Source organism: Methylobacterium sp. AC832, from assembly GCF_979256025.1.
This window is the reverse complement of sequence record NZ_CEEDMV010000003.1, coordinates 332,208-358,740: the sequence shown is the minus strand read 5'-3', so window position 1 is coordinate 358,740 and position 26,533 is coordinate 332,208. Positions and strand designations below refer to the sequence as shown.

Annotated in this window: 24 protein-coding genes; all 24 read left to right on the top strand. The window is 66.9% G+C overall.

Translation table 11 applies throughout. From position 1 onward, the window contains the following. The first annotated feature begins 19 nt into the window (after positions 1 to 19). The 24 genes from AC0IXR_RS13220 to AC0IXR_RS13105 all read left to right on the top strand — a co-directional run bounded on the left by AC0IXR_RS13220 (position 20) and on the right by AC0IXR_RS13105 (position 26,443). The gene (locus AC0IXR_RS13220; protein WP_471761024.1) at positions 20 to 271 is read left to right on the top strand and encodes a helix-turn-helix domain-containing protein; all 252 of its coding nucleotides are present in this window, start codon (positions 20 to 22) and stop codon (positions 269 to 271) included. A 35-nt stretch (positions 272 to 306) separates the two neighbouring features. Then, the gene (locus tag AC0IXR_RS13215; protein ID WP_471761023.1) at positions 307 to 1,071 is read left to right on the top strand and encodes a hypothetical protein; all 765 of its coding nucleotides are present in this window, start codon (positions 307 to 309) and stop codon (positions 1,069 to 1,071) included. 437 nt (positions 1,072 to 1,508) lie between these two features. Then, entirely contained in the window at positions 1,509 to 1,796 is a 288-nt protein-coding gene (locus AC0IXR_RS13210; protein WP_471761022.1) for a hypothetical protein, read from the top strand. Between the two features lie 95 nt (positions 1,797 to 1,891). Further along, positions 1,892 to 2,752: a recombinase family protein gene (locus AC0IXR_RS13205; RefSeq protein WP_471761021.1), complete on the top strand. Its 861-nt coding sequence runs from the start codon at positions 1,892 to 1,894 to the stop codon at positions 2,750 to 2,752. Positions 2,753 to 2,767: 15 nt separating this feature from the next. Next, positions 2,768 to 2,950, top strand: coding sequence for a hypothetical protein (locus tag AC0IXR_RS13200; RefSeq protein ID WP_471761019.1), 183 nt, complete (start codon positions 2,768 to 2,770; stop codon positions 2,948 to 2,950). A gap of 29 nt (positions 2,951 to 2,979) precedes the next feature. Next, on the top strand, positions 2,980 to 3,180 hold the full coding sequence (locus AC0IXR_RS13195; RefSeq protein WP_471761017.1) for a hypothetical protein: 201 nt from the start codon (positions 2,980 to 2,982) through the stop codon (positions 3,178 to 3,180). Beyond that, positions 3,177 to 3,407: a hypothetical protein gene (locus AC0IXR_RS13190; RefSeq protein WP_471761016.1), complete on the top strand. Its 231-nt coding sequence runs from the start codon at positions 3,177 to 3,179 to the stop codon at positions 3,405 to 3,407. The genes AC0IXR_RS13195 and AC0IXR_RS13190 overlap by 4 nt, the downstream gene beginning before the upstream one ends. After that, the gene (locus AC0IXR_RS13185) at positions 3,404 to 3,649 is read left to right on the top strand and encodes a hypothetical protein (protein WP_471761015.1); all 246 of its coding nucleotides are present in this window, start codon (positions 3,404 to 3,406) and stop codon (positions 3,647 to 3,649) included. Before AC0IXR_RS13190 ends, AC0IXR_RS13185 begins: the two co-directional genes overlap by 4 nt. A 112-nt stretch (positions 3,650 to 3,761) precedes the next feature. Further along, the gene (locus AC0IXR_RS13180; protein ID WP_471761013.1) at positions 3,762 to 4,214 is read left to right on the top strand and encodes a helix-turn-helix domain-containing transcriptional regulator; all 453 of its coding nucleotides are present in this window, start codon (positions 3,762 to 3,764) and stop codon (positions 4,212 to 4,214) included. Then, on the top strand, positions 4,211 to 4,414 hold the full coding sequence (locus AC0IXR_RS13175; protein WP_471761012.1) for a hypothetical protein: 204 nt from the start codon (positions 4,211 to 4,213) through the stop codon (positions 4,412 to 4,414). The genes AC0IXR_RS13180 and AC0IXR_RS13175 overlap by 4 nt, the downstream gene beginning before the upstream one ends. 4 nt (positions 4,415 to 4,418) lie before the next feature. After that, positions 4,419 to 5,105 carry a terminase small subunit gene (locus AC0IXR_RS13170; protein ID WP_471761011.1) on the top strand — a complete coding sequence of 229 codons (687 nt, stop codon included), beginning with the start codon at positions 4,419 to 4,421 and terminating at the stop codon, positions 5,103 to 5,105. Between the two features lie 10 nt (positions 5,106 to 5,115). After that, positions 5,116 to 6,720 (top strand): hypothetical protein, encoded by a 1,605-nt coding sequence (locus tag AC0IXR_RS13165; RefSeq protein WP_471761010.1) that lies wholly within the window; start codon positions 5,116 to 5,118, stop codon positions 6,718 to 6,720. Further along, complete coding sequence (locus tag AC0IXR_RS13160) at positions 6,720 to 9,038, top strand: portal protein (RefSeq protein WP_471761009.1); 2,319 nt, start codon at positions 6,720 to 6,722, stop codon at positions 9,036 to 9,038. The genes AC0IXR_RS13165 and AC0IXR_RS13160 overlap by 1 nt, the downstream gene beginning before the upstream one ends. Next, positions 9,038 to 9,370: a hypothetical protein gene (locus tag AC0IXR_RS13155; RefSeq protein WP_471761008.1), complete on the top strand. Its 333-nt coding sequence runs from the start codon at positions 9,038 to 9,040 to the stop codon at positions 9,368 to 9,370. Before AC0IXR_RS13160 ends, AC0IXR_RS13155 begins: the two co-directional genes overlap by 1 nt. A gap of 32 nt (positions 9,371 to 9,402) precedes the next feature. Then, a complete protein-coding gene (locus AC0IXR_RS13150) occupies positions 9,403 to 9,999 on the top strand; it encodes a hypothetical protein (protein ID WP_471761006.1) in 597 nt (198 codons plus the stop codon). Between the two features lie 245 nt (positions 10,000 to 10,244). Beyond that, positions 10,245 to 11,105, top strand: a complete 861-nt coding sequence (locus AC0IXR_RS13145; protein ID WP_471761004.1) for a hypothetical protein — start codon at positions 10,245 to 10,247, stop codon at positions 11,103 to 11,105. 35 nt (positions 11,106 to 11,140) lie between these two features. Continuing rightward, the gene (locus AC0IXR_RS13140; protein ID WP_471761003.1) at positions 11,141 to 12,376 is read left to right on the top strand and encodes a P22 phage major capsid protein family protein; all 1,236 of its coding nucleotides are present in this window, start codon (positions 11,141 to 11,143) and stop codon (positions 12,374 to 12,376) included. 99 nt (positions 12,377 to 12,475) lie between these two features. Beyond that, a complete protein-coding gene (locus AC0IXR_RS13135) occupies positions 12,476 to 13,027 on the top strand; it encodes a hypothetical protein (protein ID WP_471761002.1) in 552 nt (183 codons plus the stop codon). A 1-nt stretch (position 13,028) separates the two neighbouring features. After that, on the top strand, positions 13,029 to 18,671 hold the full coding sequence (locus AC0IXR_RS13130; RefSeq protein ID WP_471761001.1) for a hypothetical protein: 5,643 nt from the start codon (positions 13,029 to 13,031) through the stop codon (positions 18,669 to 18,671). Then, on the top strand, positions 18,671 to 20,092 hold the full coding sequence (locus AC0IXR_RS13125; RefSeq protein ID WP_471761000.1) for a hypothetical protein: 1,422 nt from the start codon (positions 18,671 to 18,673) through the stop codon (positions 20,090 to 20,092). Before AC0IXR_RS13130 ends, AC0IXR_RS13125 begins: the two co-directional genes overlap by 1 nt. Further along, positions 20,089 to 20,217, top strand: a complete 129-nt coding sequence (locus AC0IXR_RS13120) for a hypothetical protein (protein WP_471760999.1) — start codon at positions 20,089 to 20,091, stop codon at positions 20,215 to 20,217. The genes AC0IXR_RS13125 and AC0IXR_RS13120 overlap by 4 nt, the downstream gene beginning before the upstream one ends. Before the next feature lie 9 nt (positions 20,218 to 20,226). After that, the gene (locus AC0IXR_RS13115) at positions 20,227 to 20,958 is read left to right on the top strand and encodes a hypothetical protein (protein ID WP_471760998.1); all 732 of its coding nucleotides are present in this window, start codon (positions 20,227 to 20,229) and stop codon (positions 20,956 to 20,958) included. A gap of 8 nt (positions 20,959 to 20,966) precedes the next feature. Further along, positions 20,967 to 23,207, top strand: a complete 2,241-nt coding sequence (locus tag AC0IXR_RS13110; protein ID WP_471760997.1) for a hypothetical protein — start codon at positions 20,967 to 20,969, stop codon at positions 23,205 to 23,207. Then, positions 23,204 to 26,443, top strand: a complete 3,240-nt coding sequence (locus AC0IXR_RS13105) for a hypothetical protein (RefSeq protein ID WP_471760996.1) — start codon at positions 23,204 to 23,206, stop codon at positions 26,441 to 26,443. Before AC0IXR_RS13110 ends, AC0IXR_RS13105 begins: the two co-directional genes overlap by 4 nt. Positions 26,444 to 26,533 lie beyond the last annotated feature (90 nt).

The following is a 26,533-nucleotide window of genomic DNA, read 5'->3' as shown; positions in this document are numbered from 1 at the left end:
CCATTTTCGAGGAGACGACATGACCAACGAACCGACCGAACGCAGCACCGCCGATGCCATGTCGCCGGATGAATATCGGACCACCCTCGAGGCGCTCGCCCTGACGCAGGCCGGAGCGGCTCGGCTCCTCGGCGTCGACGGCAGGACTTCCAGGAAGTGGGCCGCCGGCGATCGCGAGGTGCCGCCGACCGCCGCGCGATTCCTTCGGTTCCTGCTCGCGGCGAAGATCAGCCCGGACGAGGTGATGAAGGCGCTTTCCTCGCGCACCTGATAAACAAGATAGTTTGACCGGTAAGGAATGTTGGAATGGTAGATTTACTGGATCGCGGGTTGAGTGCAGCTTATCGTGCTGGGGGGCCGACTTGGGTTTTAATCGGTTTGGCGCTCATAGTTATGGGTTGGGTAGTGCAGATCATAATCAATCGACGCGTTTCAAGTGACTACGAGATTAAGCTTGAGGCATTCAGGTCCGGTCAAACTAAAGAAATCGAGGCATGGAAAGCTGAACAGTCAAAAGCAATTGAGGGCTTAAAACACGATTTCGCAAAAAAGATTGATCGCGACCAAAAGTACAATCAGCACGAATACAGCGTTTTGCCGGAAGCGTGGAGAAAGCTTAGCGATGCATTTTATGCAACAATGCGAGCATCTGTTGGGCCAGTAAATGCATACTTCTTGAACATGAGAACTGAGCAGCAAATCGAAGCCGTAATGCTTAGCCGCGGCTATAGCGGCTCAGAGATTCTCCAAATAGTTAATTCCACTGATAAAGATGAGCTATTTAATACGTTTGAGCGAATAAAAATCTACAACGAGGCAAATGCCAAAAACAATATATACGTAAACCATAAGCAACACTTCAGCATATTTATCGACGGGGAGCTTCGAAAGAAATTTGCCGAGGTTGACGATCTTATGGCGCACGCAATGGGAGAAATTGAGATGAATCTCCACGCGGAGCCAAGAGATAAAACCAGAGATGCGATAAGGCTGCTTCGTGATCACGGGCGGAGGCTGATGGGGGAGCTTGAAGGCGCGATCCAGCGTCGCCTCTCAAGTTCCGACGACTGATTGGCATCGATACCTCACGAAGGGCAGGTTGACCCGACGGGCAATCCGTTGCAGAAACGCACGGTCACGAGACGCACGCCCGCAGCCGCAAGGCCCGCGGGCGTTCTCGTTTCCAGACCCTCATCCCCCTGGCTTAGGCCCACTGCTCTCGTCGCACGGGCGTGGATTACCGAAGCCACCTTTGCGAGACGGGCCACCGCCGGGCGACGCCGGCGGAAGGGCACATGCCGGGGCCGACCACGCGGCCCGGCGGAAGTCGCTGTACGTGGAGAGGCCGGCCATAGTGGTTCCGGGTTGAAACGGAACCGATCGCCTCTCCAGGGCGACGAGCGCGGTGGAAGGCCGCGTACCTTCATTCCAGTCCGGCGAACCGGCTCAACAGCTTAGGCGTTGAGGCCGAAGACGTGCGCGGACAAATCTGCCATGATCGGAACCCGATGACGACGGATCGCGAGCAAGCCGAGCGGGTCGCCGACCTTCTCCGCCAAGCCGACCGCCTCCGGGTTCCGGGGCATCGGCACACCGTCGAGACGTCGCTCTGTCAGATCGACGAGCTGCGCGCCGGCCTTCGCCGCCTCTACCGTGATCTGACCGGGACCGATGTGCCACGCGAGACCGCTCCGCGCCGTCCGGTTCTCGGCTCTTTCCAGGCCGGGGCCCTGCCCGGCTCCCGTACCGTCGTCGCGTTTCGCGGCCGGGCTAAACGGGTTGCGGCGAGCGCCTGAAACGTCGGAATTCCGAATTACCAAGACAATTCGGAATTTATATCATCCGTAGCCGGATGCAGCGGAAATAAGCGAGCAATTAGAGGACCTTGGCTATGCTGTCGGGGTCCAAACGCACGTCTCGCATCAAGGCCAGAATAAAAACCCAGGAGGCCGCGAAGGCGGTCCTCTCCACCAAGGCGGTCGCCTATCTCCGGGTTTCGACGGACGAGCAAGCCACCAACGGCTTCGGCCTCGAAACGCAGGAACGCGCCCTTCGCGCCTTCGCTGAGAGCCAGGCTTACGAGCTTGTGGAGCTCATCACCGACGGCGGCGTGTCTGGCGCGACGAAGCCGACTGAACGCCCCGGCTTCAGTCGCGTGGTCGAGCTCGCCGAGGCCGGGGCCTTCTCCATCCTGCTGGTCTACAAGTTCGACCGGCTCGCCCGCGAAATTCGGTACGCGGTCACCACCGTGGCCGAGCTCGCCGAGCAGCATGACATCGGCATCCGGTCGGTCACCGAGCCGATCGACACGGCCACGCCGATGGGCCGCACGGTGTTCGCGATCCTTGCCGGCATGGCTGAGAGCGAGCGCTTCACGATCCGGGACCGGACCGCCGGCGGCAAGCTGTCCAAGGCGGGGCGGGGCGGGTTCGCCGGGGGGCGTGTCCCCTACGGCTACGAGGCGGACCGCGAGGGCGGCCTCCGGATCGTTCCGGAGCAAGCTGCGGTGGTCCGGAGGATCTTCCGGGAGCGCGGACCGTCCCATCGGACGAAGCGCACCCTTCAGGCGATAGCGGACGGCTTGAACGCCGACGGCATCGCATCACCCACGGGCAAAACCTGGAACGCCGGTGGCGTCGGGTACCTGCTCGACAATCCGAAATATCGCGGCGCGGTCGAATACCTGTTCTCCTGGACAGGGACCGAACAGCACGTCCTCCAGCCGGGCGCACACGCCGCGATCATTGGCTGATCGAAGGTCCCCAACATGAACGTATTCGTCGCCGCTCACCTCCTCCAGGTGGGCCGTAACGCCCTGCTCGCCGGTCGGGTCTGGGAAGCTTTCGTGCGCCGCGCCGAAGGCAAGCCGCCCCGCGTTCTGCGCCGTCTGCATCGCCTGAACGCCGAGAGCGCGACGCGCCGCGTCCTCGGCCTCAAGGGTCATCGCTGACTGCCGCCCTCCAGCATCCGGATCCGCCGATGAGCCCGCGCGCCTTCCTGCTTTGGCTCGACGGGTTCGCCCTCGAGGTCGTGGGCGGTCACCCGACCGCCGCGCAGTCCGTCGAGGTCCTGGCGATGCTCGTGACCGTCGAGCGCGAAGCGAAGACCTGGCTGCAGATCACCTTCACCCCCGGCGGCGCGGTGCGCACCGACGAGTATCCCATGAGGACCGACGCATGACGCCGAACCCTGCCGCTCTCGTCGACCAGGTCGTCGAGCAGCTCGGGCCCATGGTGGGCGAGACCAGCGCCAGCCTTCACGACGCGGCCGATGCCTTCGACGTCTACGCGGGGCACGCCCCCAGCGCGATGCACGAGCGCCTCGCCACCGTCATCGCCAGCGAATGCCGCACCGCTGCCGAGAGTTACGAGGTGCGGCGCGCCTTCCTTCAGGGGTTCCGCCTGTGACCGAAGCTCAACACGCCCGTCTGCCGGGCATTCTGCGCGAGATCGTCGACTGCGATCGGCGCATCGCGGATTCGCGCCGTCGCCTCGCCTCCATGGCGGTGGTGCCGTTCTCGGAAGCCAAGCCCTTCCGCACCCTCCGTAGCCTCCAGCGCGAGCTACGCGACCGGGCCCGCGGTCTCTACGGGAGCCGCCCCCTGCGCGGCGACAACGGCCCCGGCCGTCCGACTGCGGTAGCCGCCTGATGCCCCGTCTCTGCGCCCTGCTCGTGCTCGCCGGCCTCGCGCTCTCCGCGATGCGTCCGCGTCCGCCCGCCCCGACTGCCTGGGGCTATCCGATCTCGCGCACGGTGCACTGATGAGCGTTGTCTCGCTCCGCCCATATTCCTCGCTCGACTATCTCGACACGCCGGAGCTGCGAGCCGAGTATCTGGCTGCAGCTGCCGAGGACGGCGATCCGGGCGTGATTGGGTGTGCGCGTGCCGTGCTCGGCAACGTCGCCGCCCCCTCGCCGCCGCCGGTCAACGACCTGTGGCGCATCCCGGCCATCCTCGCGATCGTCGGCGCCATCGTGCTGTGGGTGCATCTGTTCATCCCGCAGCCGGCGCATGCCGAGACCATCGGCTACCGCATCGAGGCCGAGGCTTGCCGCGGTACGGTCTGCCGTCCGCTCACCGCCTCCCCGCGCGTCTGGGGCGGCCTCTACGCCTGCCAGGGCCGCGCCGCGAACATTGCGCGCTTCGGCCTGCCCGGTGATCCCCGCGAGATCCGCGCCCGCTGCACCGCCATCGACGGGATGCCGAGCGCATGACCGGATTCCTCGCTGTCGTCCTCGTCTGTGCCGCTGGTGTCGCCGGCTCGGACTGCTCGCGCGACAACGCCCTCGACATGGTCGTCCAGCCCGTCGCGCAGGTCACGGAATGCGCGCAGGTCGGCCCGGTGCTGGCCACGCATCTGAGCCTGGGCCCGGGCGAGTTTCACAAGGTCGCTTGCGAGCGGCGGAAGGGTTGAACCTGTGTCGCTGACGGATAAGCAACGCCGCTTCGTCGAGGAATACCTCGTCGACTTGAACGCGACGCAGGCTGCGATCCGTGCTGGCTACAGCGAAGATACGGCCGCGCAGACGGGCTGGGAGAACCTGAGAAAACCTGAGATCGCAGCCGCGGTTGATCTGGCGCAGGCCGAGCGTTCTCAGCGTACTGCGATCACCGCTGACCAGGTCCTGACCGAGCTCTGGCGGATCGCCTCGACCGATGCGAACTCGCTCGTTGAGCATCGCCGCGGCTGCTGCCGGTACTGCTGGGGGGAAGGCTTCCGTTTCCAGCGGACGCCGCGCGAACTCGAGCGCGCTGAAGCCGAGCACGCCAAGGCGAACGAAGAGGCCGTGAAGAAGGGCAAGGAGACGACCTTCTTCGATTCCGAGGGTGGGATGGGGTTCAACGCGACCCGCGATCCGAACCCGGAATGTCCGGAATGCTTCGGCGAGGGCGAGGGGCGCGCGGTCTTCAAGGATAGCGCTCGGGCGTCGGCTTCGGCCCGCTCGCTTTATGCCGGCGTGAAGGTCACGAAAGACGGCATGGAGATGAAGCTCCACTCCAAGGATAAGGCGCTCGAGCTCGTCGGCCGTCACCTCGGGATGTGGAAGGACAAGGTCGAAGTGACGTCTCGGAGCTTCGAGGATTCGCTCGCCGAGCTGGAATAGGGCGGTGGCGATGTCGGAAGCGTCGAGGGAGCCGCTCACGGACCGTCAGCGCGCGGTCATGCAGCGCTTGAAGGATGATTTCGAGCACTATGCCCCGCGGTGCATGAAGATCCGCACCAAGTCGGGCAAGGTCGTGCCGTTCACGTTGAACCGCGCCCAGCTCTACATTCACGCGAAGCTGGAAGAGCAGCGACGCGAGACGGGCAAGATCCGAGCGCTGGTACTGAAGGGCCGGCAACAGGGATGCTCGACCTACATCGGCGCCCGGTACTACTGGCGCACGACGCATAGTCGAGGCGTTCGGACCTACATCCTGACCCACGAACAGAAAGCCACCGAGGCACTGTTCGAGATGGTCAACCGGTACCACGAGCACTGCCCGCCGCTGGTCAAGCCGTCGACGAGCGCGGCCAACGCGAAGGAGCTGCTCTTCGATCGCCTCGACAGCGGCTACAAGGTCGGTACCGCCGGCTCGAAGGGGTCGGGCCGCGGTAACACCCTGCAGCTCTTCCACGGCTCGGAGGTCGCGTTCTGGCCCTTCGCCAACACCCACGCATCGGGTGTCATGCAGGCAATCGCGGATGAGCCTGGGACCGAGGTCATCCTCGAAAGCACGGCGCACGGCGTCGGCAACTATTACCACCAGATGTGGCGCAAGGCCGAGCGTGGGGAGAGCGAGTTCATCGCGATCTTCGTGCCCTGGTTCTGGCAGGAGGAGTACCGGAAGGCTCCGCCCGCCGACTTCACGCTGAACCCAGACCCCGACGACCAGGGCGAGTCCGAGGTCGATTACGCCGAAGCCTACGGGCTCGATGCCGCACAGATGTACTGGCGTCGCCTGCGCATCGCGGATCTCGGCGAGTCCCTGTTCCGGCAGGAATACCCCGCGACGGCGGCCGAGGCTTTCCAGATGGCGAATACCAACGGGCTGATCAGCGCCAAGCTGGTTATGGCCGCCCGCAAACGCACCGTGGAGCCTTCGGGCCCGCTCGTGTTCGGGTACGATCCCGCGCACCAGGGCGGCGACCGCCACGCGCTGGCCAAGCGGCGCGGCCGCAAGGTCCTGTGGGCCGGCGGCAAGCCCGGCCTCTCCATCCCGGAGAGCGCGAATTACCTCGCCGGCGAGATCGATCGCGACAACCCGGTGAAGGCCTTCATCGACGTGACGGGCGGTTACGGCGCCGGCGTCTATGACATCCTCGTCGAGCGCGGCTATGGCCCGGGCGGGCGCAACATCGTCGTTCCGGTGAACTTCGGCGGCTCGCCTCTCCAGCCGAAGCGCTACTCGCCCACGAATGGCGAGGAGCTGCCCGGTCCGCTGAACCGGCGCGCCGAGATCTGGATGAACTCCCTCGAATGGCTCGAGGACGTCGCCGGCGTCGACATCCCGGACGAGGACGAGCTCCAGGCCGACGCCTGCTCGACGGGCTACGGTCACAACTCGCGCCACCAGCTCCAGCTTTGGTCGAAGGAGAAGATGCGCGGCATGGGCATCCCCTCGCCTGACCTGTGGGATGCCGTCGCGCTGACCTTCGCCGAGCCCGTGATCGACGCCGAGCCTCTGAAGCTGAAGATCCCCGCCCGTCGTGGCGGCGGCGGATGGATGGGTAACTGATGGCCAAGCAGCCCAAGCGCACGAGCAAGCCTGCCGCCGAGAAGGCGGAGAAGGGCAAGGCCGCGTCGACCGTACACGAGATCGCCATGAAGCGGTGGCGTCGTGCGGACGAGGCGGACCGCGAGAACCGCTCGGCGTCATACGAGGACATCGAGTTCGTCGAGATCCCCGGCGCGCAGTGGACGCAGGCGGCCAAGGATTCGCGCGAGGGCCGGCCCTGCCTCGAGTTCGACCGCCTCGGCACCACCATCGCGCAGATCACGGGCGACATCCGTCAGATGCGCCCGGCCATCAAGGTCGTGCCGGTGGACAGCCGCGGCGACCCGAAGACGGCCGATACGATCGCCGGCCTGGTGCGCTACGTAGAGAACCGTAGCGATGCCCCCGCAGCATACTTTTCGGCCGCAGATCAGCAGGTTTCCGCCGGAATCGGCCACTGGAAGGTGATGACGGAATACGGCTCGGACAGCACGTTTGAGCAGGAGATCCGCATCGCTCCGATTCCCGACGGGTTCGGCGTGCGCTGGGACCCGGACGCGGTGCTGCCGACTCGTGAGGACGCGAAGTTCTGCTTCGTGCCCGTGGATATGTCCCGTGACATCTACGAGGAGACGTATCCCGACCATCCGGCCGCCGAGATCGGTGATGAGGACCTGACCGGGCGCGGGCTCGCCGAGTGGTCCACGAACGATGCTGTGCGCGTCGCCGAGTATTGGGTGAAGACCCCGATCAAGAAGACCCTGGCCCTGATGCCGGACGGTGAGATCCTCGACCTGACCGACACCGCCGATGAGGACCACGCCGAGAAGCTAGCGATGGCGGAGGCCACCGGCGCCCGCATCGAGAAGCGCGACGGCCACAAGATCGAGCGCTACATCGTCAGCGGTACGGATGTGCTCGAAGGGCCGACGCCCTGGCCCGGCCGGTTCATCCCGGTGGTGCCCGTGCTCGGCATTGAGACGACGATCGGCAAGAAGCGCGTCCGCCGCGGCATCATCCGCAAGGCCAAGGATGCGCAGCGCGCCTACAACTATGCTCGCTCGACCCAGACCGAAGTGGTGGCGCTACAGCCCAAGGCGCCGTTCACCGGTACCGTCGAGATGTTCAAGGGCTACGAGCACGTCTGGCAGACGGCCAACACCGAGAACCATCCCTTCCTGCCGTTCAACCTCGACCCGCGCGCGCCGAACGCCGCTCCCCAGCGCGTCCCGCCTCCGGTTGCCAGCGCCGGCCTTGCCGAGCTGACGCGTGACGCCGCCGAGGACATGAAGGCGATCACCGGCATCTATGACGCCTCGCTCGGCGCTCGCTCGAACGAGACGTCAGGCAAGGCGATCCGGGCCCGCCAGCAAGAGGGCGACGTCGGGTCGTTCGTCTACATCGTCAATTTCAGCCGTGCGATCCGCCACACGGGCGCGATCGTCTGCGATCTGATCCCGCACATCTACGACACGAACCGCACGCTCCGCATCGTGGGCGAGGACGGCAAGGTCGACCGCGTCGAAATCAACAAGCCTGAGGGTATGTCACTCGACGACCAGCCCGAGGCGGTGCGCAACGACGTTACGGTTGGTGCTTATGACGTCGCGATGGAGATGGGCGCGTCCTACACGACCCGCCGTGAGGCCGCGCTCGATGGCATGATCTCGCTTGTCCAGGCGGCGCCCGAGATCGCCCCGATGGTCATCGACCTGATGGCGAAGGCGCAGGATTGGCCGATGGCCGACAAGGTCGCCGAGCGCATCCGCACGATGCTGCCGCCGGCGATCCAGGCGAAGGAGGCGCAGGAAGCCGGTGAGCCTCCGCCCGCTGCGATGCCGCCCTCGCCTCAGGAGCAGGCCGCCATGCAGGCGCAGGAACGCCAGGCGCAGCTTGCCGAGGCACAGCACGAGCTCGACGGCGCCAAGCTCCAGGTGGAGCACCAGAAGCTGCAGGCCGAGATGGCGAAGATCCAGGCCGAGGTGGAAAAGGCGCAGCTCGACCATGAGGCGCGCATGGCCGAGGCCGCACGTCCTCCCGAGCCTGTCGCCGGCGCCACGCCCTCCGCTCCCGTCGAGGATCCGCGCATCGACGCGATGGCCTCCGCTCTCCAGCAGCTCGGCGACATGGTCACGATGCTGATGGAGGAGATGACGCCTCCGGAGGCCGGCCCGCCCGACGACGGGATGGGCGATCCCATGGAGCAGGGCGGCCCGCCGCCGCTCGACATGATGCAGCCGGGCGAGATGCCCGCTGAACTGACCGGGGCGCCACAGGGCGCCCTTTCTTTTGACCCGAGCGCGTTGGGCGAGCCCGCGGCTCCGATGATGGTGTCGTGATGGAACGAGCGTTTCGAGCGGTCCCGAATGGGACGATCCGCCTTCAGGCGAACACGGTGGCGGGCGCGGCGCCACTCTTGACGGGATTCCCGCTCGGTAGTGGGGGGCAGGTGCGGATCTGGAACCGCGGTGCCGTCGCTGTGTCCCTCGAGTTCGGCGCCGGCGCTGGCATGGCGCTGCCAGTCGCGCCGACGGGCGCGAGCCCGGGCGCGCAGAGCATTCCGCCCGGTGCCGTCGAGGTCCAGACCCTCGAACGGAATCAGCGGCATGTGGCTGTGCTCGTCGCGAGCGGCGCACCGGACATCGAGTTCACTGTCGGCGACGGTATCTGACCTCGCACCGCACGAGATGACACGAGGCTTCCATGATCAAATCTCTCGGCGGCGCTACTGGCGCCCAGAACGGGGGGCACCCCGGCTACGTCCCCGGCCGGTTCTACACTCCGTTCGGTCAGGGCCCGCCTGCAGCTGGCGTCGCTGCTACTGCCAACAGCATGACGCTCGGGTTCGGCTCCCTCGAGCGTCCAGTCACGATTGCCAAGCTCGGCGCGCGCGTCACGACACTTTTCGCCGGCGGTCTTTTTCAGTTAGGCATCTACAAGCACAACGCTGACACGGCGAAGCCCGGCCTTCTGGTCGCCAACACGGTGTCCGGTTCGACCGACGCCATCGCGCTGGTGGATGCCGCCCTCGTCTCGCAAGCAACGCTGGAAGCGGGCGACTACTGGTTCGCCTTGCAGCTCGACAACACCACAGCAGTCCTGATGGCGCAGGGGCCGGCGGCATCCAACCATACCTCCCGAATTGGTAGTGCGACGGGCGCCATCGGCAGCGCCATCGGCTCCCAGCCGGCGGGGTATTCTCGGCCGGCGACGTTTGGCGTGTGGCCTACTGATATCGGTGCCCTCAGCTTTACCGAGATCTCGACACGCGTCCCGCTGATACAGTTCCAAGTCGCCTAGCGGACCGTCGCCAACCCTCTTGACCCGACGGGCAATCTCCGCGCATTAGCTATCCGTCGCGAGACGCGCGAGCCCAGCCGGGCCCCGTCCGCTTTTCACACCCCTTTTGATCGACGCGCCGCCGCCTCATCCGGCCGAATAAGCGCGTCCACTCCCCTTCACGCAGGCCAGCGATCCGCGCAGGCCGCGATGATGCCCCAACCCGTCCCGCTCGCGCGTGGCGGGTTTTTCTATGGACGACACACATGGACGAGGACCTGATCGTGCTTGGCGGGCCAGCGGAAACGCAGGCTGCGGGCGCAGAGACCTCGGAAGCGGCGGACGCTTCCATTCCCGGCCAGCCGGCCGAGGGTGACACTACCGCCGCAACGCCAGGGACAGACCCGGCCGAACCCGCCGCCCCCGCTCCGAAGGCTGATGCCGACGACGAGGGTGCCGAGGAGAAGCCCAAGAAGCGTTCGGGGATCACCCGGATGCAGGATCGCATCGCCCGCCTCGAGGCTGAGCTTGCCGCGACCCGCAGTGCGCCGACGGGCGACAGTGGTGACCGGAAGGCAGCTATCGAGAAGGAAATCGGTGCGGCTCCGAAGGAGGCCGACTTCGAGGATTACGTGTCCTACGAGGACGCCAAGGCGGACTATCGCATCCGCAAGGCCCTCGCCGAGCAGCGTGTCACCGAGCGCGAGGCGCAGTCCTCGACCCGACAGGCGCAGGCCCGTGAAGCGGCCGTCGAGGCTTTCCAGGACCGGATGGACGAGGCTCGCGAGAAGATCGCGGATTTCGACACCGTCGTGAAGAGTGCCGCGAGCCGTGAGGTGAAGCCGCACGTTCAGGACCTCGTCGTCGACAGCGAGAAGGGCGGTCTCCTCGCCTATTACCTCGCTAAGAACCCCGCCGAGCTGACGAAGCTCAACGGGATGAGCCCGATCCAGGCCGCCAAGGCTGTGGGTGCGCTCGAACATCGCCTGACCCTGGCGAAACCCAACCGAACCCCGTCTGCCCCCGCCCCCGCCAAGCCAGTCACCGGTGCGGCCGCGACCGGCCCGGACCCGTCGAAGATGTCCTTCGCCGAGTACGAAAAATGGCGCGCGGGCAAGCGCGGCTGACCCCTCTCAGTACGATCACAAGGAACCTCTGAGCTATGGCCAACACCACGCCCCTCGTCCCCGCCGTCATCGCCAAAGAGGCGCTGATGCAGCTGAAGAACAACCTCGTCTTCGGCAAGCTGGCTCACCGCCAGTACAAGAAGGAGTTCGCCAAGGTCGGTGACACCGTCACCATCCGCAAGCCGGTGAAGTTCGTCACCGTCGACGGCGCCGTCCGCCAGAACCAGGACGTCGAGGAGGGCAGCACCTCCATCAAGATCGACCAGCGCAAGCACGTCTCCTGGAACTTCAACACCCAGGACCTGACGCTCTCGATCGACGAGTACTCGGAGCGCTACATCAAGCCCGCCATGATCACCCTGGCGCAGACCGTCGACACCTATGGTGCCGCGCTCTACCGCAAGGTCTGGAACGTCGTTGGCACTCCGGGCACCACGCCCTCGAACTATGCCTCGATGGGCGCCGTTGCCCAGCGCATGACCGAGATGGCCGTGCCGAAGCAGGACCGCCGCGCCGTCCTCACCTCCGAGGCGTTCCACAAGATCGCCGGCACCCTCACCACCCTGAACATGCCGCAGCAGGCGGCCGATGCATGGGCCACCGGTGAGATCGGCAACCTCGCGGGCGTGAACACCCACGAGTCGGTGAACCTGCGCAGCCACCAGGTCGGCACCAAGGCGGGCACCCCGCTCATCAACGGTTCCGGTCAGGCGTCGGCCTACCGCGACGTGATGAAGACCGGTGTCCAGCAGCTGTCGGTGAAGGGCTTCGACGCCTCGGCCGCCAACGTCCTGCGCGAAGGTGACGTGTTCACCATCGCCGGTGTGTTCGCCGTGAACCCGGTCCCGGGCGAGGGCGGTTCGGGCAAGACGACCCTGCCCTACCTCCAGCAGTTCGTGGTCCGCTCCGGCGTGAGCGCCGACGTTTCCGGCAACGCCAGCGTCACCATCTCGCCCGCGATCATCGTGTCGGGTCCCTACCAGACCGTGTCGGCCGCTCCGGTCCACAACGCCGCCATTACCGTCATTGGCGCGGCCAACCAGGTGTTCCCCCAGAACCTCTGCTTCCACAAGAATGCACTGGCCATGGTGACCGTGCCCCTGGAAATGCCCGATGGCGTCGCCTGGAAGGCTCAGGAGAGCGCCGAGGGTCTCTCGATCCGCCTCCTGAAGGATTACGACATCACCAACGACGTCGAGATCGTCCGCGCCGACATCCTGTTCGGCTGGGAGGCGATCTACCCGGACCTCGCCGTCCGCCTCGCCGGCTGATCCAGCCCCTACCACCGCTAAGACGAAAGGGCGCCCTCGTGGCGCCCTTCGTCGTTCCGGGGCCGCGCGTCCCTCTCCGATCCAGACGAAGGGCCCACGATGGACCAGACCAATTCGACCTGGGGCTACAAGCCCGACGGGTCCGCCGAGATTTTCAACCTCGCCCCGGGCGAGGCTCTGCCGGATGGCTGGGAAGCCTCGCCGGCCTGCATCGTCGACCAGGGCCTCGCCACGGCTGAGGCGCTGACCGCACGCGCCGAGGGGCGCCAGTACAGTGACGCTGTGATCGATGCCGTGTCGGGCTTTCGCGTCGACCGTGCGGACCTCGATGTGCCGGCTATGTCCATCGACCTCGCCAATGCGCTTGCCGAGATCGATCGCCTGACCGGCATCATCACCGCCGGCACCGAAGAGAACCAGCGTCTCGTGGGCGAAATCGAGGATGCCGAGTCCGGCCTCGAGGCCGCTGCTGGCGAGATCGTCTCGCTGAAGGAGCTGCTGGCCAAGGCGCAGGAGGATGGCGGGTTTGCCGTCGCCGAGCGCGACGAGCTGAACGGGAAGCTCGAAGCCATGGCCGCCGATCTGGCCGCCGTGCGCAGCGACCTCGACGCCGCTACCGCCCCGAAGCCCGCTGCCAAGGCTGGGAAGTAACATGGCCCGCACGCGTCAGGATCTGATCGAGCTCGTACTCCAGAACCTGGGCGTGCTGGCGGCTGGCCAGTCGGCTGCGGCGGAGGACCGCCAGACGGTCAACGCCCGGATCGACCCGAAGCTGTCCGAACTCGCACGTCGAGAGGTGTTCGTCGGCCTCAACGCCGATTCCCTCGACGATGCGGTGTTCCTCTACGTTGCGGACATCATCACCTTCGCCTGCTCGACCCCGTTCGGGATCTCGGGGACGAAGCGGACCGAGCTGGCGCAGGTCGCATCCGAAGCCGAGGCCATGCTTAAGAGCATGGCGCGGCAGTTCTCGACCACGGCCGCCACGGACGCCTTCGACATTGTGCAGCATGTCCTGGAGACGCTCGGCGTCGTCTCCCCCGGGCAGTCGCCGTCGGCGCAGGATCGGGGCGTCGTCAACGCCCGCGTCGCGCCCATGCTCGCGGATCTCCGCGCGCGCGAGATCACGACCTTCCTGACCTTGGCGCAGGCCGACGCGGCGATGCTCCCGCATCTGGCCACCATCCTGGTCGCACGCTGCGCTCCCACCTTCGGAGCTGATGCGGCGGCACAGGCTGCGTTGGGTCAGGCCGCCGGCGGCGCCGAGCAGGCGTTGAACAGCCTGGTCCGGCAGTTTGACACGGGCGTCGCCACCGGCGGGACATTCGACCTCGTCCAGGTCACACTGGAAAACCTCGGCGCCGTCGCGGTCGGTCGCACCGCCTCGGACAAGGATCGGAGCATCATCACCGGCCGCGTCGGTGCGGTCCTGGCCGACCTGCGCAACCGCGAGGTGATCTCGATCGCGTCTGCGGCCGACGCCGATGCCTCGACCCTGCTGCAGCTCTCCGTCATCCTGACGTCGGCCTGCGCTATGGCGTGGGGTCTGCCCGCCGACGTGCGCAAGGCCCTGAAGGAGGAAGCCCTTCTCGCCGAGGCCGCGCTCCACCGTCAGACCCGCCAACTCGATAGCGGTGCCGGCACCAGCGGGACCTTCGACCTCACGCAATCCGTCCTCGAGATGCTGGGTGTGCTCTCGGCCGGTCAGACCGCATCGCTGAAAGATCGGGCGGTGGTCACTGCTCGGGTCGCCGTCCTCCTGGCTGATCTGCGTAAGCGCGAGGTCATCAATCTCGTCTCGGTCGACACGGCGGACGACTCGACAAAACTTCACCTCGCCGCGCTCCTGGCGGCACGCTGCGCCCGCTTGTTCGCCATCCCCGAGGCCATGCTGCAGGGGCTGAAGGCGGAAGCCGTCGATGCAGAGGCTGCACTTCGCGCTCTCACTCGCCAGCTCGATACAGGCTCGGCGGTGTCCGGCACGCTCGATCCCATCCAGGTCGTGCTGGAGCGCTTGCGCGTCGTTGAGGCGGGTCAGACCGCGAGCGCTGCGGATCGCTCTGTCGTGTCCGCCCGTGTCGCCTCGATGCTGGATGATCTCCGCCTACGCGAGATCGTGTCCATCGCCTCCCTTGGCGCTGCACCGCCCGCAACGCTCCCGCATGTCATCACGATCCTGACGGCGACCTGCGCGGATGCGTTCAGGATCCCGGCCGATGTCTCCACGCTGCTGGCGGCCGCGGCTGGTCGGGCCGAAGCGTCGCTGAAGGCAATGGCGCGGCAGCTCGACACGGGCGTTGCGACGGTTGGGACGTTCGATCCAATCCAGTCCGTTCTTGAAACCCTTGGGGTGGTCGTTGGCGGTCAGACCGGTTCCGCGAAGGATCGATCCGTTGTCCTAGCGCGCGTGCCGGTCACTCTGGCCGACCTTCGCCAGCGTGAGGTAATCAGCCTTGCGTCGCTCGAGACGGCGGACGCAGGGACCCTGCCCCATCTGGCAATCATCCTGGCGTCCCGGTGTGCGAGGCAGTTCGGCGCCAACGACGTCACGATCGCCGCGCTGAAGGCGGACTCGATCGACGCCGAGGCAAGTTTGCGCCGTATCGCCCGTCAGCTCGATGTCGGGGTCGGGACTGGAGCTGACTTCGACCTCGTGCAGACCGTCTTGGAGCTGTCCGGCGTCGTTGCCGGCGGCCAGACGGGCAGCGACAAGGATCGCACCGTCGTCGAGGCCCGTATCCCGGTGCTACTCGCTGAGCTGCGTCGTCGTGAGGTCATCTCACTCTCCTCGATCGACGCCGCCGATGAGGGCACCCTCCTCTCTCTCGCGACGCTGCTCGCCAGCAAATGCGCAGCCCTGCTCGGTGCCCCGGATGCTGTCGTCCAGAGCCTGAAGGGCGAGTGTCAGGCGGCCGAAACCGCTCTTCGTCGGATCGCGCGCCAGGTTGATACCGGATCAGCCGTGTCGGGCGCCTTCGACGTCGTGCAGTCGGTACTCGAGACGCTACAGGTCGTCGAAGCGGGCCAGACCAGCTCCGCGAACGATCGGGCCGTGGTGTCAGCTCGGATCGCACCGGTTCTAGCCGATCTGAAACAGCGCGAAATCATCGAGATTCCTTCCATCGCGTCCGCGGACGCTGCGATGCAGCTCCATGTGGCGGCGATCTTAGCGCTGGCCTGCGCCGTGCCGTTCGGCGTACCGGCGGACCCCTTCCGCGAGTCCGCTGCCCGTGCTGAAGCGTCGCTCCGCGCCATGAGCCGCCAGTTCGATGGCGGTGTCGCGACGTCGGGTACCTTCGATGTCGTTCAGGCTGTTCTTGAGAACCTGAACGTGGTGGCGGCGGGCTATTCGGGTTCGGCGAAGGATCGTGCCGTCGTGTCGGCGCGCATTGCCCCGACGCTCGCGGATCTTCGTCTCCGCGAGATCGTGAACATTGCCTCGATCGACGCAGCTGATGATGCCGCTCTGATCCACATCGCGGCCATCCTGTCGTCGGTCTGTTCACAGTCCTTCGGCGTCGAGGTCGAAACCCGCACGCGGCTGGCTGGCGAGGCCGAGCGTGCCGAAGTGGCTCTCAAAGCTCTCTCCCGACAGTTCGACGTCGGCACAGCCACCGACGGCACCTTCGATCTTGTCCAGTCCGTGCTTGAGATGCTCGGCGTGGTCGCTGCGGGTCAAACCGCGACGGAGAAGGATCGCAGCGTCATTTCGGCTCGGATCCCGACTGTCCTGGCTGATCTGCGGCTTCGCGAAATCATCACTATCCCGACCGTCGCCTCGGCCGATGCCGCGACGATGCTGCCGCTGACCAACATCCTGGCTGCGCGCTGTGCCCCGCTGTTCGGCATCGCCGAGCCTATGCTCACTGGCCTGAGGGGCGAAGAGCAGCGCGCTGAGGCCAGCCTCCGCCTGATCGGTCGGCAACTCGACACCGGCGCAGCGACCAGCGGCACTTTCGACCTGGTGCAAACGGTGCTGGAGAACCTTGGCGTCGTGGCGCCTGGTTACACCGCGTCGGCGAAAGATCGCTCTGTCGTCACCGCTCGGATCGCTCCTGTGTTGGCCGGTTTGCGCCAGCGTGAGGTGATCGCGTTCGCCAGCCTCGATGTGGTGGACGCAGCCGCCCTGCTCCCGCTTTCGACGATCGTTTCCGCCGCCTGCGGTAGCTCCTTTCCGATCGATGCTCAGACACAGACCCGGCTTGATGCGGCAGCTCAACGCGCCGAGGCCGAGTTAAGCGCGATCGCCCGTCAGCTCGACACTGGTTTGGCCACGGCCGGAACCTTCGATCCGGTTCAGTCTGTCCTCGAGACCCTTGGTGTCGTCGTCGGCGGGCAGACTGGCTCTGCTAAGGACCGGTCCGTCGTCCTGGCCCGTGTGCCAGTCACCCTCGCTGATCTCCGCCAGCGCGAAGTGATCAACCTCGCGTCGCTCGAAGCGGCAGACGCGGGGACCTTGCCCCATCTGTCTATGATCCTGGCCTCCCGTTGTGCCCGGCAGTTCGGGGCGAGTGACGTCACGATCGCAGCCCTGAAAGCTGACGCCCTCGATGCCGAGGCAAGCCTTCGCAGGATTGCACGCCAGCTCGATGCCGGTGTGGGTACCGGGGCAGCCTTCGACGTTGTTCAGGTCGCCCTCGAAAGCCTCGGGATCGTCGAGGCCGGGCAGTCCGCCAGCGCCAAGGATCGCGCGACGGTCACCTCGCGCATCTCTCCGATGCTCGATGATCTGCGCCTGCGCCACGTTGTCGATATCGCCTCCCTCGATGTCGCGGTGCCGGGGGCGCTCCCGCATCTCGCCTCGACCTTGGCCGCCTGGTGCGCCGGTCATTTCAGCATCCCGGAGGCAAAGCGCGACGCGGTTCAGGCGGCGGGGCTGCGCTCCGAAACTGCCCTGCATGCCATCGTTCGCCAGATCGATGATGGAAGCGCCACGTCCGGGGATTTCGACCTCGTCCAGACTGTCCTGGAACTGTGCGGCGTCGTCGCTGGTGGCCAGACGGGCAGCGACAAGGATCGCACCGTCGTCGAGGCCAGGATCCCGGTGCTACTCGCCGAGTTGCGCCGCCGCGAGGTCATCTCGATTGCCTCGATCTCGGTAGCGGACTCGGGCACCCTCCTCCCGCTCTCGACCCTGCTCGCCGCTCGCTGCGCTCCTCTTCTGGGTGCCTCCGACGCGGTGATCCAGGGCCTGAAGGCCGAACGGCAGGAAGCCGAAACGGCCCTTCGCCGCATCGCGCGTCAGGTTGATACTGGCACGGCGGTGTCGGGCACCTTCGACATCGTGCAGTCGGTGCTTGAGACGCTACAGATCGTCGAAGCCGGCCAGACCGGCTCCACGAATGACCGCGCCGTGGTCTCGGCCCGCGTGGCATCGGTCCTGGCAGACCTGAAGCAACGCGAAATCATCGCAATCCCGGCTATTGGGTCAGCGGATGCGGCCATGCAGCTGCACGTGGCCGCGATCCTGGCACTTGCCTGTGCTGTGCCATTCGGCGTGCCAGCGGATCCGTTCCGCGAGCCCGCCGCCCGTGCCGAGGCGGCCCTGCGCGGGATGAGCCGTCAGTTTGACGGCGGTGTCGCCACCTCCGGCACCTTCGACGTGGTCCAGGCCGTGCTGGAAAGCCTCGGTGTGGTCGTCGCCGGCTACACCGGTTCGGCTAAGGACAGGGCGGTCGTCTCCGCTCGCATCGCTCCGACCCTTGCGGATCTCCGCTTGCGCGAGATCGTCAGCATCGCCTCGATCGCGGCGGCCGACGACGCGACGCTGATCCATTTGGCCACGATCCTGACGTCTGCGTGCTCGCAGGCCTTCGGGATCGGCGTCGAGACCCGCACTCTCCTCGCCGGCGAGGCCAAGCGCGCCGAAGCTGCTCTGAAGGCGCTGGCTCGTCAGCTGGACGTTGGAACCGCGACCTCGTCCGTGTTCGATGCGGTTCAGGTCACCCTGGAGATGCTCGGCATCGTTTCGGCGGGACAGACCGCTTCCGATAAGGATCGGTCCGTCATCACCGCCCGAGTCCAGCCGAAGCTACTTGAGCTCTACAGCCGCGATATCTGCGGCGTGACAGACATCTCGCTTCTCGCCCCTGAGCTGCAGAGCGCGTTCGCACAGTGCTTGGCGGCCGACTGCGCCCTCTCCTTCTCCGAGATAGAGCCGGCCCGCGTCGCGATGCTGGCGGCCATGGTGCCGGCGGCCGAGCAGCGCCTGAGGTACGCCTCCTTCCTCTATGACGCCCGGCCGCCGCTCCGCACGGAAGCGTTCTGGGGCCGTCGCTGTGGGTACGCCGTCTGATGGCCGCGATCGCGTTCCCCACCTCGTCCCGCCCCGGCCTCTCGGCCGAGGAGGGCTCCGGACGGCTCATCAACGCCTTCGTCGAGCAGCTCGGCGACGGCAGCCGGGGTCCGGTCTCGATCCGCCGCGTTCCGGGCCTCGCCCGCTTCGCCGATACCGGCCTGCGCGGTCCGCGCGGTATGCGCACGCTGGGCGACACGCTCCTCGCGGCCTACCGGGACAAGCTGGTCCAGATCCGCGCCGACGGCTCGGTGGTGCCGCTCGGCGACCTGCCTGGATCGCAGCGCATCACCATCGCCCGTAACAACCGGGCGCCAGTGCCTCAGACCGTGTGTGTCACCGAGTATGGCACCTATACCCTGACATCGAACGGCATCCCGACGCCGCTTGCGATTCCTGGCTCCTTCCCGGCGCCGAACTCAGTCGAGTTCCTGCTCGGCTGGTTCTTCTTCACCGGCGGCGATGGCCGCTGCTACGCGTCTGGCCTGAACGACACGACGTTCAACACCCTCGATTACACGACCGAACAGGCCCGCCCGGGCGGCCTGATGCGCGCGATCGCGTTCCGGTCGGAGCTGTTCCTCTTCGGGCCTCAGGAGATCGGCGTCTATGGCGGGCCCGCAAACGCCAACGGATTCCCGCTTTCGCGCCTCACCGGTATCCCCCGCGGCCTGATCGGGCCTTGGGCGGTCGCTGGGCACGAAGAGGGCTGGTCGAACGAGCTCATCTGGGCGAGCGACGACGGCGTCGTCTATCAGCTCTCGGGATACGCCCCGAAGCGCATCTCGAACCACGACGTTGAGCGCGACCTTGCCGCTGCCGCGAAGATCGACGCCTCCGCGATCGAGGCCTCCGTTCATCTCGTCGCTGGTCACGCCTTCTGGGCGATCTCGATGCCGGGTCGGACGTGGGTCTATGACCTGACCACCGAGCAATGGCACGAGCGCGCCAGCCATGCGGAATCGCGCTGGCGGGCGACGCAGTCAGTGAAGGCTTTCGGGCGCTGGCTCCTCGGCGATCGCCGCGGCACCGGGCTCCTCGAGGTCCGCGAGGACGTGTTCCAGGAAGACGGTGCTCCCCTGCGCTTCCGGGTCGAATCCCGTCCTGGCGTGGAGTTCCCCGCACGTCTCGCCATCCCCCGCGCCGACTTCGACTTCGTGGTCGGACGCGGTCGCGACGGCGGCGGCGACACGGTGGAGACGCCGGAGGTCTTGGTGTCGTGGTCCGATGACGGCGGCGCGGTCTGGTCCAGCCCGCTCGTCCGCTCCCTCGGTCGGCAGGGTGAGACCCGTGCCCGCGTGAACCTGCTGCGTACCGGCCTCACCGGCGTCCAGGGCCGCACCTGGCGCATCGATGTCAGCGACCCAGTCTATGTCGCGCTGCTCGGCGGCGCGATGGCGGTGGAGACCCGCACCGAATGAGCAAGCCGACCATCCCGAACGCCTCGACGCTCGCGCTGTCACCCGAGTGGTTCCGCTTCCTCGCGGGCCTCCTCGCCTACGCCGCCGAGCTCGAAGCCCGCATCGCCGCGCTCGAAGCGCGATAGGAGGCCGTCATGGCATCGATCTTTTCAGGCCGCGCCGGACGCCTCGCCGCGATTGCGCAGGAAGCGGCCCTCGCCAGGGGGCAGGACCAGGCCAACGGCGCCCTTGATACCGCCTACGGCCAGGCCTCGGATGCCTATGGTCAAGCCGGCAACATCTTCGGTGGCCTTGCTGACAGTTACGGCGCCGGCTCGAAACTGTACCAGGACGCGTTGGGCGTGAACGGTCAGGAAGGCGCTGGCGCCGCGCGCTCCGCCTTCACGTCATCCCCCGGTTACAGCTTCAACCTCGATCAGGGCATGCAGGCGCTCCAGCGCACGCGCGCCGCGTCCGGTACGCTCGCCTCGGGCAACGCCGATACCGATGCGATGAAGTTCTCGCAGGGGCTCGCCTCGCAGGACTGGAGCAACTGGCTACAGAACCTCAGCGGCCTCGACACGAAGCGCTACGGCGCCACCACGGGCGAGGCCGGCACGTTCGGCCAGCTCGGTAGCGCGGCCCTCGGCGTCGGCCAGGCCAAGGCCGGCATCGCGAGCCAGACCGCGCAGGGGATCGGCCAGGCGCAGGCCGCTGGCCAGATGGCCGGCCAACAGGCCGCCGCCAATCGCTTCCAGGCGATGATGGGCGGACTGAACCTCGTCGCCAACGGGGTCGGCTCGCTTGCGGGCAATCCGAGCGCGCTGGGCAACATGGGCAAGAACATCAGCTCGATCTTTTCCGGGTTCGGTGGGGGTGCACAGTGAGCGGCGGCATGAACATCTATGGAATGATCGCTGGTCTCGGCGACACGTTCTCGAACTCCTACGACGCCTCTCGCAAGCGTGTGCAGGACGAGGAGGCCGGTGAACACTTCGGCAAGCTGATGGGGCTCCAGAGCACGCCCGCGTCGGCCCCGGCTATCACCATGGGCACGCTCGGCCAGACGGCACCCGCGACGCCTGCGACCCCGACCTTCACCGCCTCCAGCGGCTCGATCGGCGATTACTTGAAGACGACGCGCGCTGTGGAATCGGGCGGCAACGACCTCGCCGCCAATCCGAACAGCACCGCAAAGGGCCGGTACCAGTTCACCGACTCGACTTGGCGCAGCGTGGCGAAGGCGCATCCCGAGCTAGCTTTGCAGCCAGGCGGGTGGCGTGATCCTGCCCAGCAAGAAAAGGCGATGCAGGCCTTCACAGGCGACAACGCGAAGATCCTGTCTGGCTCCGGCATCCCGATCAATCCGGGCAACCTCTACGTTGCCCACTTCCTCGGCGCCGGCGGCGCTCAGAAGTTCATTCCCGGCGCGATGAACAGCCCGGACGCGCCCGCGACCGCCTTCGTGAGCCCCGGTGCCGCGCGCGCGAACCGTTCGATCTTCTTCAATCGCGACGGCTCGCCGAAGACGGCCGGCGAGGTCTATGCCGAGCGCACTGGCCGCTTCGCCAGCCGCGAGCCCGTGGCGACCCCGGCCCTGCCCGCTGGCGGTGCGGTCCCGGGCGTTCCGAGCATGATGTCGGCTGGCGCGCCCGCGACGATGCCGGCCGGTCCAGCTCGTCCGACCGGCGCCCGCGTTCCGGCATTCCTCGGCTCAAGGGCCGACGGTGGCTTCGACCCGAACGCGATCCAGACAGCGCCGACCGCCGTGGCATCCACGCAGGCTTCCCCGGAAGCCGATATGCCGGTCGCAGGCGGACAGGCTGCGCAGTTTCAGATCCCCGGTCAGCCCGCTCCGGCGGCTGCACCTGCTGCCGCGCCGGTGGCGCAGGGTTTCGGCGGCATGGGCGGTGGCACGTCTCGCATCTCGCCGGAGCAGGCCGAGATCCTGAAACAGGCTTGGAAGAACCCGAACACGCGCGCCATGGCGACGTCGGTCTATCAGTCAATCATGCAGGGTAAGGACAGCCCCTGGACGCTCCAGGACGTCAACGGTCAGTCCTCGTGGGTGAACAAGCAGACGCAGGCGATCGTCCCCGTGGGGCAGGCCAAGCGCCAGACCGCGACTGTCGGGAACAGTGTCGTCGACCTTGCTACGGGCCAGCCGATCTACTCGGCACCGGAGAAAGAGGACAAGTTCACGTACCAGTCGATGCCCGGCGTCGGCATGGTCGCCCTGCATCCGTCCGATCCCAGCAAGTCGCGCGTCATCATCGCTGGCCAACAGCCGCGTCCGTTCACGGCGGATGAGCGCCAGGCCTGGAACGTGCCGCAGGACTCGTCCGTCGGCATGGGTGCCGACGGAAAGCCGTTCACTATCGGCGGTGCAAAAACCGAGGTGAAGATCGACAATAAGGGCGCCGGAAAGTTCGCTGAGAAGGCGAACGAGATCCAGGCCAAGCGCTACGGCGAAATGGTCGACGCTGCCGACCGCGCTGTTCCGCTCCGCGCAGACATCGACACGCTGGCAAATCTCGGCGCCCAGATCGGCACGGGGAAGTTCACCGAGGCGCGGGCCGGTTTGGCGCAGTACGCCAAGGCGGCCGGGCTCGATTCCGTCGCGGACGGTCTCGTGGGCGGCAAGCTCGGAGAGATCGAGGCCTACAGCTCCCTTGTCGACAAGCTGACGCCGCAGATGCGCGTTCCGGGCTCCGGTGCCACCTCGGACAGGGAGGGCGCCTCGTTCAAGAACTCGCTGACGTCCCTGCTGAAGACCCCCGAGGGTAACGCCATCATTGCGGACACCTTCCGGGGCCTCGCCGACTATCAGGCGCAGGTCGGTGATCTCGCGGGCAAGGCCCTTCGTGGCGAGATCAGCCAGTCTGAAGCGGATCAGGCGATCAAGACGCTCCCAAGCCCGTACCAGCGACTAAAGGAGTATCAGGCGGCCGCGAAGACGAAGGAACCGGAGGCCGAGATGAAGCCGGTCCAGGGCGGCCGTCCCCCGCAGGGCTACACTGGCGGCAGCTATGTCGACCGTGCGAAGAAAACCCTCGCTGCCCGCCCGGACCTGAAGCCTCAGCTGCAGAAAATGCTGAGCGACGCCGGCATCGACCCGAAGAGGCTTGATCAGTGAGCGATCCTTTTGACGAGTTGCTCGCCGCGAACCCTGCGCCTGCGAAGGTGGAGGGGCCCGTTGCACAGGCCGGGAAGGCCTCGGACCCGTTCGAGGCGCTGCTCGCGGCCAACCCAGCGCCGGAAGCGCCGCCGTCGACACTCGCCCGCGTCGGGGCCGCAGCAAAGGGCCTTGGCCGCTCGCTCGAGACCGGTGTCGATCGCGGCGTGGCGGGTCTCGTCGGCCTGCCGAATGCTGTGCTCGGGCTGGCGGACAGCATGCTGGTGGGGCCGGCGGCCAAGGCCATCGTGCGCGCCACGGGGCGCACTCCAACAAGCGATCTACCCGGCGGTACACGCCCCTCGATCGCTGATGGATTCCCCACGCAGGAAACCGTGTTGTCAGGGATGCAGGCGGGGAAAGAGGTCTACAAGCCTCAGTCTACTGCCGAGGAATATGCCCAGACCGTGGGCGAGTTTCTCCCTGGTTCGTTCGGTCCCTCTGCGATCGCGAAGGGCGGCGCCGAGGTCGGCAAGCAGATCGCGAAATTCGCCGTTGCGCCCGCGCTGGCCAGCGAGACCGCTGGACAGGCCACGAAGGGCACCGCACTGGAGCCGTGGGCTCGCGGCGGCGCTGCATTGGCGACTGGCCTTGGCGCTGGCGCCGTCGGGCGGCGCAGCTCGGCGGAGCGCATCTTCGACCGCGCTGCTGGCACGCTGAAGCCCGACGAGGTCACCCAGATCCAGTCGCTCGTGACGGATGCCTCCGCTCGCGGCGTGCCGCTGTCATGGCCGGAGGCGGTGCAACAGGTCGTCGGTCCGAACCGGCTCGGTGACGTAATGCGCGTCGTCGAGGGCGAGGGCGGCATGGCCGATTTCTTTGCCAGGCGACCGGGGCAGATCAGGGCCGCCGGCGGTGAGGCTCTCGATGCCGTTGCACCTGCCGTCGCCTCCTCTGCGCGCGTCGGCGAAGCGGTTCAATCCGCCGCGAGGTCGGCCGTCGCCGGCACGCCGGAGGGGCAGGCCGTCATCCGCGCGACCCAGGGCGCCGGTCCTCGGGTGACGCAGGATCAGGCCGGGCAGGTCATTCAGCGCGAGATGCGGTCCGTCGCAGATCAGCGCGAAGCCGCCCGCTCGACGCAGGCCGCTACCGATTACACCGCGGCTCGGAACGCCCCAGAGAACGTCGGCATCGAGCGCACCATCGAGGTGGAGCGGGCGGGCGAGCCGATCGTCACGCAGCCGGCTTTCTCACGCCCACAGTTTGAGGCAGGTGCGCCCCGCCCTGCCGAGGCGTTTGAGCGACCTGGTGCGATCACGGACGATCCGAACGGAGTCAGCCTCGCCCGCTTCATCGCCAAGAACGGCGGTCTGCGCCTGGATGGCGATGCGGCAGCGACGGATCTCCACCGCTTCATGGTGCCCGGCGTTGGCAAGGTCGCGCGTCCGGACGGCAAGGGCCTCGACAACTTCTGGCGCGAGCGCCTCATCGAGGAGGGTTACTTCCGCCCCGATGCTGATGGCGGCATGGCCCGTGACATCTCCTCCGAGCTGCTGCGCAAGCTGCAGAACGAGCAGCGCGGGGTGCCGTCTTACCCGCTCGACAGTGCCGGCCGTCCGAAGGGCCGCGCCGCCGGCGGACAGGCGGCGGACGAATATGCGAACGCCCGGTCGCTGGCCGAAAGCCGCTTCGACGAGGATCTCGCCCGCGTCGAGGTCGACCCGAAGGGCATTCACCCGGACATCCGCGAGCGCGTCGTCGGCGCGCTTATGCGCGGGGAGGAGACGGACCCGCTTGCCGCCTACGAGCGCACCGTCGGCGCGATGAAGGGCCCGCTCGACCCGTATATGAAGTCGACTACCGTCACCGAGACGATTCCCGACGTGCGGTTCGGCCAGGTGAACCCACAGGCGGCTCTCGACGCCATCGACACGCAGATGCGCTCCGCAAAGGGCGACGTGCGCGGCGCCCTCACTCAGGCCCGTAAGGACCTGTTCGGCCCTGGCGGCGAGACCGATCTCAGCGTCGAGGGATTGCTCCACGCTCGCGAGCGCCTGGATCAGGCCATATCGTCGGCACGGGAGGTCGGCGACGCCACGAAGGTCCGCGACCTGCAGATTGCACGCTCGACGCTCGACGGGCAGCTGAAGACAGTGCCGGAGGTGGCGACGGCCGACGCGAACTTCGCCGCGAACTCGAAGCCGCTCGAGCCGTTCTCAGGCAACGCTCCGCTCGGACGTGTCGTCCAGCAAGATCCGCTGACGAAGCGCATGGCCACGCCCGCCGAGCAGGTGCCGAGCAACCTTCAGGGCGCAACTGCGGCCCGCGAGTTCCTGGCGAATGCCACCCCGGAGGCGCGGCGCGCTTTCCAGGACCGGGAGGTGACCCGCATCCTGGATCAGGTGTCCGGCGGCGAAGGTGGTGCGTCCGCCTCTCGCTTGTCCGCCGCCATGCGCCAGAACGAGGACATCCTCGCGCAGTTGCCGGAAGCCCGTTCGCGCCTGCAGCGCCTTGCCGCCGCATATCGCGGTCGCGAGGCCGTGGAGCGCTCGCCCCTGGGCAGGATCGCCGAGCGCCCGGACGCGAAGGCTGCAATCAAGGTCCTCTTCCCCGACGAGGTCCTCGAAGGGTCGGCGCAGGACATCACGAAGGCGGTTCAGGGCCTCGTTCGGAGTGATCAGAAAGCAGCTCGCGAGCTCGTCCGCATTTATCTCGGGACTGAGTTCACGAAGGCGACGACGCGTCTACAGTCGGGGCCGAACCAGGCTGGCGGTGCGAAGTTCGCGAAGGTGGTCCGGGGGAATCCCCTCGAAGCCGAGAACCTGTCGGCGGTGCTCCGCGCGCTTCCCGGTGGCGAAACCCTCAACGCCGGCTTCTCGCGCTTCCTCGACATCATGGAGGCGACCGGCCAGCGTCAGGGCATCGGTTCGAAGACGACCTTCAACACTGCTCTGCGCGAGGAGTTAAAGGATGGTGGCCTTAAGCGCGAGCTCGCCGGCGCGGCTGCGACCGGCGGGTTCAAGCTGCCGACTCGCATCATGAACGCGTTCGACAACTGGCAGGCGGGAAAGAACGTCGAGGAGCTGTCGCGGCTATTCACGACCCCGGAGGGTGGTCGGCGGCTGGCGCAGCTCGCCGACGCCAAGCCGGGGGCCTCGACCATTGCCCTGCTCAACCGCATCGTCACCCTCGCGACGCACGGAGGGCAGTCCGGAACGGCGGAGGCCCTTCGCCTTCCGAGCCGCCCAATCCCATAGGTTCACGGCCACGGCAGTAACGAAAGCCACGATCAGCACCCAGCCGAGGACGGCGACGAGCACGCCCGCGGGAGTAATCGGCCGGGGTGC